Source organism: Archangium sp. (assembly GCF_036389735.1).
Classification (GTDB): domain Bacteria; phylum Myxococcota; class Myxococcia; order Myxococcales; family Myxococcaceae; genus Archangium.
In genome coordinates, this window is sequence record NZ_DASVWK010000524.1 from 1 (window position 1) to 8,018 (window position 8,018).

General features: G+C 67.3%; 3 protein-coding genes. 2 read left to right on the forward strand and 1 reads right to left on the reverse strand.

The window, feature by feature from the left end; genetic code table 11:
- Both VF794_RS18490 and VF794_RS18495 read left to right on the forward strand, forming a co-directional pair.
- A partial coding sequence (locus tag VF794_RS18490) for a fibrinogen-like YCDxxxxGGGW domain-containing protein (protein WP_331112207.1) occupies window positions 1-2,946 on the forward strand: 2,946 nt, incomplete at its 5' end.
- 61 nt (window positions 2,947-3,007) lie between these two features.
- Window positions 3,008-6,268, forward strand: a complete 3,261-nt coding sequence (locus tag VF794_RS18495; RefSeq protein WP_331112209.1) for a fibrinogen-like YCDxxxxGGGW domain-containing protein — start codon at window positions 3,008-3,010, stop codon at window positions 6,266-6,268.
- A 64-nt stretch (window positions 6,269-6,332) separates the two neighbouring features.
- Here VF794_RS18495 and lon read toward each other — a convergent pair.
- On the reverse strand, window positions 6,333-8,018 hold a 1,686-nt coding region (gene lon, locus VF794_RS18500; protein WP_331112211.1), incomplete at its 5' end, for an endopeptidase La.

Sequence of the window (8,018 nt, forward strand, 5' to 3'; positions counted from 1 at the left end):
GGCTCCACCGACCAGACCCTCACCGAGGACAACACCCCGGTGAGCATCTTTCTGGTTCCGGCCACCCATGGCGCGAGCGCCACCCTCCCTCGCATCCAACGCATCACCCTCCCCGCCGAGCTCTTCCCCGAGCAGAGCTACCCCCTGCACTTCCTCGTCGAGGCCCGCGCCGGCGAGCGCCTCGACTACGTCATCGAGGGGGCCAGCGGCGCGGTCAGCGGCCCCTTCTTCCCCTCCCAGGGCAGCCTCCTCCTGGTAGGCACCTCCGCCACCCTCGTCATCCGCTACACCGCCCCCGAGGTTCCCTCCACCACCGACTTCTCCCATTCCATCCGCCTCACCAACCGGGACGGCCACTCCCTTAGCACCACCTTTCGCCTCCGCGTCCGTCCCCCCTCCTCCGAGGGCGTGCGCGACACCTCCTTCGCCGTCCGCTTCAATCCCGTCATCAACGCCTTGAGCGCCGCGCGCGCACCGGGTGCGCCCCAGGTGGCCCTCGAGGCCTCTGTCTCCGATGACCGGCCCCTTTCCGAGCTTTCCTACACCTGGGCCCTCACCGCCGATGGCCCCTCTGAGCCGCCCACCTTCTCCTCCCAGGCCAACCCCACCCTGCTGCAGGGCTACACCCCCGAGCTGCAAGGCACCCTGCGCCTGGAAGTGACGGACGGGGAGGGCGGGAAGACCACCCTGCTCTACGTCCTGGCGCCCAACCAGTTCCTCGATAACCCCACCGAGGACACCGCCTTCAAGTCCCTGCTCGCGGGCGAGGGCCATACCTGTGTCCTGTCCGCCAACGGTGCCCCGCGCTGCTGGGGCCTCAATGCCCAGGGCCAGCTTGGCCAAGGCCACACCCGCTCCCTGGGCGACGACGAGCCCCGCTCCTCGGTGGGCAACGTCCCCCTGGCGGAGAGCGGCCTCCAGCTCGCCGTGGGCGGCCACCACTCCTGCGCGCTGCTGGAGGGTGGTGCCGTACGTTGCTGGGGTCGCAACGACTCCGGCCAGCTCGGCTATGGCCATACCCGCTCCCTCGGTGACGACGAGGCCGTCTCCGGCTCCGGCTATGTCCCTTTCGGTGGCCGGGCCGTCGAACTGGTGGCTGGCTCCGCGCACACCTGCGCCCTGCTGGACACCGGCAAGGTGCGTTGCTGGGGCCACAATGGCCATGGTCAGCTCGGCCTGCTCCACACCCGCCCCATTGGCGATGACGAGCTGCCCTCCGGGGATGTCGACGTGGGCGGCTCCGTCCGACACCTCGTCGCGGGGGCCTGGCACACCTGCGCCCTGCTCTCCACCGGCGCCGTGCGCTGCTGGGGGCGCAATGACTCCGGCCAACTCGGCTTGAACCACACCCGCCCCATTGGCGACGACGAGTCCCCGGCCAGTGCAGGCGACGTCAGCCTGGGCGGCTCCGTCCTGCAGCTCGCCAGTTCCAGCACCAGCCAGCACACCTGCGCCCGGCTCACCACCGGCGCCGTGCGTTGCTGGGGCCGCAACGCCCATGGCCAATTGGGCCAAGGCCATACCCACTCCATCGGCGACGACGAGACACCAGCCACGGCGGGGAGCGTGAGCGTGGGGGGCACGGTCCTTCAGCTCGCCACCGGCGCCGAGCACACCTGCGCCCTGCTGAGCCCCGGCGTCCTCAAGTGCTGGGGCCGCAACGAGTCCGGACAGCTCGGCCTTGGCAATACGGCCTCCCTCTCCACGCCGCCCGGCACGAGTGTGAACCTCGGCGGCACCATGGCCTTCCACCTCGCCGCGGGCGCCTGGCACACCTGTGCCCTGCCGAGCGCGGGCGAGCCCCGCTGCTGGGGCCGCAACACCCATGGTCAGCTGGGCCTGGGAAACACCTACAACCTCGGTGATAACGAATCCCCCTCCGGCGCGGCCCTCACCACTCCGCGTCCCCCCGTCGTCGTAGAGACCTCCCAGTCCGCGCCGACCGTCACGGGCGGCGGCTCCCTCACCCTCCTGGTGCAGGCCATGGATCCCCAGGCCAGCGGCCTCTCCTTCTCCTGGACGTCCAATACGGGAACGCTCTCCAAAGACACGACGGCCAGCGACACCAGCCAGGCGAGTTGGACGGCCCCCACCTGCACCACACCGGGTGTCACTCCCACGGTGACGGTCACGGTGACCAATGCCTTCGGGCTCGTGACCTCCACGGCCTTCACCCCCGTGGTGACGGCGAACTCCTGCATTCAATCCAGTTGCAAGGGCTGGTTGGCGACCAACCCCGCCGCAGCGAGTGGTGTCTACACCATCGACCCCGACAACAACGGGCCTCTCACGCCCTTCCAAGTCTTCTGTGACATGACCACGAATGGAGGGGGTTGGACCCTGACGATGGTCAGCAGTGATGACGGTCAGGCGACCTGGACCTGGCAGCAGCGAACCCTGATGACCAACACGACGCCTGTCGGGAATGTCCTCGCACGCAACAAGGACTTCAAGTCCTCCGCGCAAAGCTCCGTGCCCTTCAAGGACCTGCTCTTCATCCATGCTCCCTCGGGGAAATGGGCGGCCTACGCGGGAGTGGGCAATGGAAGCACCTCCATCGCCAGCTTCATGGCCGCCATCAGCGCTCCGGTGTGCAATCTCTCGCTCGCCGGCAACGGCTACCCCATGACCGCGGGCACCCTGTCGGTATCCGGAAAGCTCTGTGACACCGATCTCTATTTCCACCAGGGGGACCTCGATGGCACCGCCAGTGTGTCGTACTGCCAGAGTGGTGGTAGTTCGAATTCGACCTACGGTCCAAACTGGAGCATCGGCGATAACAATGGGTGTCCTTTCGATGATCCCTCCTGGGCGTCGTTTGGCCCTGACATCCACTCGAGCGCTACGACGCCAGAAGTGAACTCCTCTGGATTTGGCTACGCGCTGGGTCTCAACACGGGCGTGTCAGGCGCAGCTCAGAACTACATCCAGATGTACGTCCGCTAGATTCAAGGTCACAACAATGCCTGTCCTTTCATCCTCCGCCATTTCCGTGAGCAAGACGGCCTTGCACCTCTTGCTGCTGGCCCTCCTCGGGCTGGCTCTGGGTTGCAAGAGCACTCTCTCCGAGGACCCATCTGCTTCCGGGGCAGCGGACACCGTCACCGTCTCCTTCTCCATTGGCTCCAGCGAGCTGCTCGCCTCCTCCCAGGGCGCTGGCCCCTCCTCGCTGGCGATTCCCGTCTCCCCCCTCGCCATCTCCTTCCAGGACGTCACCCGCGTCCGCATCGACGTCCTCCTCCGCGAGGCGGATGGCAGCACCCCCTCGCTCTTCCGCGACGTCAATCTCTCCCAAGGCTCCGATGGTCGCTGGACGGGCCGACTCCCCTTCCTTCCCAAGAACAAACCCCTCTCCTTCATCGCCACCGCCTCCAACACCTTGGGGAACGAACTCTTCCGGGGCTCCACCCACCAGACCCTCACCGAGGACGACACCCCAGTGAGCATCTTTCTGGCTCCCGCCTCCCACGGCGCGGACATCTCCCTGCCCCGCGTCCAGCGCATCACCCTCCCCGCCGCCGAGCTCTTCCCCTCGCAGAGCTTCCCCCTCAGCTTTTTCGTCGAGGCTCGCGCTGGCGAGCGCCTCGACTACGTCATCGAGGGCTCCAGCGGCACTGCCGGCGGCACCTTCCTCCCCTCCCAGGGCAGCCTCCTCCTGGCAGGCACCTCCGCCACCCTCGTCATCCGCTACACCGCCCCCGAAGTCCCCTCCGCCACCGACTTCACTCACTCCATCCGCCTCACCAACCGGGACGGCCATTCCGTCCGCACCACCTTCCGCCTCCGTGTCCGTCCTCCCTCCTCCGAGGGCGTGCGCGACACCTCCTTCGTTGTCCGCTTCAACCCCGTCATCAACGCCCTGAACGCCGCGCGCGTGCCGGGTACTCCCCAGGTGGCCTTCGAGTCCTCCGTCTCCGACAACCGGCCCCTTTCCGAGCTCTCCTACGCCTGGAGCTTCACTCGCGATGGCACCTCCGAGCCGGCACCCTCCTTCAGCGCCCAGGCCAACCCCACCCTGCTCCAGGGCTACACCCCCGAGCTGCAAGGCACCCTGCGCCTGGAGGTGATAGACGCGGAGGGAGGCACCACCACCCTGCTCTACGTCCTGGCGCCCAACCAGTTCCCCGACAACCCCACCGAGGACACCGCCTTCAAGTCCCTGCTCGCTGGCGAGAGCCATACCTGTGTCCTGCTCGGCGGCGGGGCCTCGCGCTGCTGGGGCCTCAATGCCCAGGGGCAGCTCGGCCAGGGCCACACCCGCTCCCTGGGTGACGACGAGCCCCGCTCCTCGGTGGGCAACGTCCCCCTGGCGGAGAGCGGCTCCCAGCTCGCCGTGGGCGGCCACCACACCTGCGCCCTGCTGGAGGGTGGTGCCGTACGTTGCTGGGGTCGCAACGACGCTGGCCAGCTCGGCTATGGCCACACCCGCTCCCTCGGTGATGACGAGGCCATCTCCAGCTCCGGTTATGTCCCCTTCGGTGGCCGGGCCGTCGAGCTGGTGGCTGGCTTCGCCCACACCTGCGCCCTGCTGGATACCGGCAAGGTGCGCTGCTGGGGCCACAATGGCTACGGCCAGCTCGGTCTGCGCCACACCCGCCCCATCGGCGATGACGAGCTGCCCTCCGGGGATGTCGACGTGGGCGGCTCCGTCCAGCACCTCGTCGCGGGCGCCTGGCATACCTGTGCCCTGCTCTCCACCGGCGCCGTGCGCTGCTGGGGGCGCAACGACTCCGGCCAACTCGGCTACGGCCATACCCGCCCTATTGGCGACGACGAGTCCCCGGCCAGCGCAGGCGACGTCAGCCTGGGCGGCGCCATCGTGCAACTCACCAGCTCCAGCACCAGCCAGCACACCTGCGCCCGACTCACCACCGGCTCCGTGCGCTGCTGGGGCCGCAATGCCCATGGCCAACTGGGCCAAGGCCATACCCACTCCATCGGCGACGACGAGACGCCGGCCACGGCGGGGAGCGTGAGCGTGGGGGGCACGGTCCTTCAGCTCGCCACCGGCGCCGAGCACACCTGTGCCCTGCTGAGCCCTGGCGTCCTCAAGTGCTGGGGCCGCAACGAGTCCGGACAGCTTGGCCTGGGCAATACGGCCTCTCTCTCCTCGCCGCCCGGCACGAATGTGAACCTCGGCGGCACCATGGCCTTCCACATCGCCGCGGGTGCCTGGCATACCTGTGCCCTGCCGAGTTCGGGCGAGCCCCGCTGCTGGGGCCGCAACACCCATGGTCAGCTGGGCCTGGGAAGCACCTACAACCTCGGGGACGACGAGTCCCCTTCCTCCAGCCCGCTCACCACTCCGCGTCCCCCGGTGTTCGTGGAGACCTCCCAAACCGCAGGCACGAGTGGCAGCATCACCTTTCGGGTGCGGGCGATGGATCCCCAAGCCAGCCGCCTCTCCTTCTCCTGGACGCCGAGCTTCGGTACGCTCTCCGCCCAGAGCACGACCGATGACACCAGCGAGGTCGTCTGGACAGGGCCCTCCTGCGTGCCGCCGGGGGGAGCAGCCCCGCAGATCACTGTCACGGTGGGCAACGCGCTCAGGCTCTCGACCTCCAGCACCTTCACGGGAGCGGTGGCGACTTGCGATACAACCAGTTGCAAGGGGTTGCTGGCGACCAACCCCGCCGCAGCCAGTGGTGTCTACACCATCGACCCGGATGGGGTGGGAGGAGCGGCGCCGTTCAACGCCTACTGCGACATGGTGGGGAATGGGGGAGGCTGGACGCTCATCGCCATGACACGGAGTTCCAGCTCGGTGTTCAGCTTCTCTTCGACACACTGGACGAGTTCCACGACCCTCAACGGGGCAGTACTCGATCCGAGCACCGATGTGGACATGAAGAGCCCAGCCTTCAACACCGCCGCGTTCACGGGCATCCGCTTCTGTCTGGGCTCGCGGACGAACTGCCTCGTCGAGACCAGGTCCGCCTCATCGGCGTTGGCGCTTTTCGCGGGTCCGGCCATCAATGCTGGCATCCAACGCGCGACCTTCATGGCCTGGGACACCACGAGCGACTCGGTTTACGACTCCGAGCCGTACTGCAACGTCTCTGGATACAACCTCTCCCTGGGTGGAGCTTATATCTCTCAATGCCGCTTCGGGTTGATCATGAACAACGAGAATGACTGTGGGACCCCTGATGCCGCCATCGGGTTCGGGTGTTACCGGCCCTACGACGGGGCTGCAATCGGCGCGGGCTCGTTCGCTTTTGCTCCGTGGTCGACGCACCCGCAGCGCGGTTGGATTTACATCCGATAAAGCAACGGGCCCCGGGGAGTTTCCCCGGGGCCCGTGAATTTCATCAAGCTTCAGCCCGAGACCGCTAGGCCGGAGCCCCGGCCGTGGGGTTGCCCGCGACGTCCGAGCCCTTGGAGGACTCCGCCCTGCGGCCGAACTCCTCGGGCTTCTCGAGGACCAGGGCCTCGCGCAGCACCTCGTCCACGAACTCCACCGGGACGATGCGGAGCGCCTGACGGATCTTCTTCGGGATGTCCTTCAGGTCCTTCTTGTTGGCCTTGGGGATGAGGACCGTCTTGATGCCGGCGCGGTGGGCGGCGAGGGTCTTCTCCTTCAGACCACCGATGGGCAGCACGCGGCCGCGCAGGGTGATTTCCCCCGTCATGGCCACGTCCCTGCGCACCTGGACGCGGGTGAGCGCGGACACGAGCGCGGTGCACATGGTCACACCGGCGGACGGACCGTCCTTGGGGATGGCGCCCTCGGGCAGGTGCACGTGGATGTCGTAGTTCTCGAACATCTTGCGGTCGATCCCGAAGCGATCGGCGCGCGAGCGCACGTACGACATGGCCGCCTGGGCCGACTCCTGCATCACCTCGCCCAGCTTGCCGGTGATGATGAGCTTGCCCTTGCCCGGCATGATCGTGGCCTCGGTGGTGAGGATCTCCCCGCCCATCTCGGTCCAGGCCAGTCCGGTGACGATGCCCACCTGGTCCTCGCGCTCGGCCACGCCGTAGCGGAAGCGCGGGGTGCCCAGGTACTTCATCGCCTGCTTGCGATCGACCACGATGTCGCGCCTGCCGTTCTTCAGGATGTCGCGAGCGATCTTGCGGTACACGCCGCCGATCTCACGCTCCAGCGAGCGCACGCCCGACTCGCGCGTGTAGCGGTGGACGATGGTCCGCAGCGCGTCGTTGGTGATGTCGATCTTGAGCTCCAGGAGCCCGTTGGCTTCCTGCTCCTTGGGGATCAGGTAGCGCCGCGCGATGTTGAGCTTCTCCGGCTCGGTGTAGCCGGCGATGCGGATGACCTCCATGCGGTCCTGGAGGGGACCGGGGATGTTGTGCATCGTGTTCGCGGTGCAGATGAACATCACCTTCGACAGGTCGTAGTCCAGGTCGAGGTAGTGGTCGTTGAAGTTGTGGTTCTGCTCCGGGTCGAGCACCTCGAGCAGCGCCGCGCTCGGGTCGCCACGGAAGTCCGTGGACATCTTGTCGATCTCGTCGAGCAGGAAGACGGGGTTGTTGCTGCCCGCCTTCTTCAGCGACTGGATGAGCTTGCCCGGCATGGCGCCGATGTACGTGCGCCGGTGGCCGCGGATTTCCGCCTCGTCACGCACGCCGCCCAGGGACAGACGCACGAACTTGCGGCCGGTGGCGCGGGCGATGGAGCGCGCCAGCGACGTCTTGCCGACGCCCGGAGGCCCGACGAAGCAGAGCACGGGGCCCTTGAGCTTCTTCACCAGCTGCTGCACGGCGAGGTACTCGAGGATGCGCTCCTTGGGGCGCTTGAGGCCGTAGTGGTCCTCGTTGAGCACCCGCTCGGCCTCGACGACATCCAGGCGATCCTGGGTCTCCTCGTACCAAGGGAGGCTGATGATCCAGTCGATGTAGTTGCGAACGACGGTGGCCTCGGCGCTCATCGGGCTCATCATCCGGAGCTTCTTGAGCTCCTTCTTGACCTTGAGCGTGGCCTCCTTGCTCATCCGCTTGTTCTTGAGCTTCTCCTCGATCTCCTGGATCTCGTTCTTGAACTCGTCGCGCTCACCCAG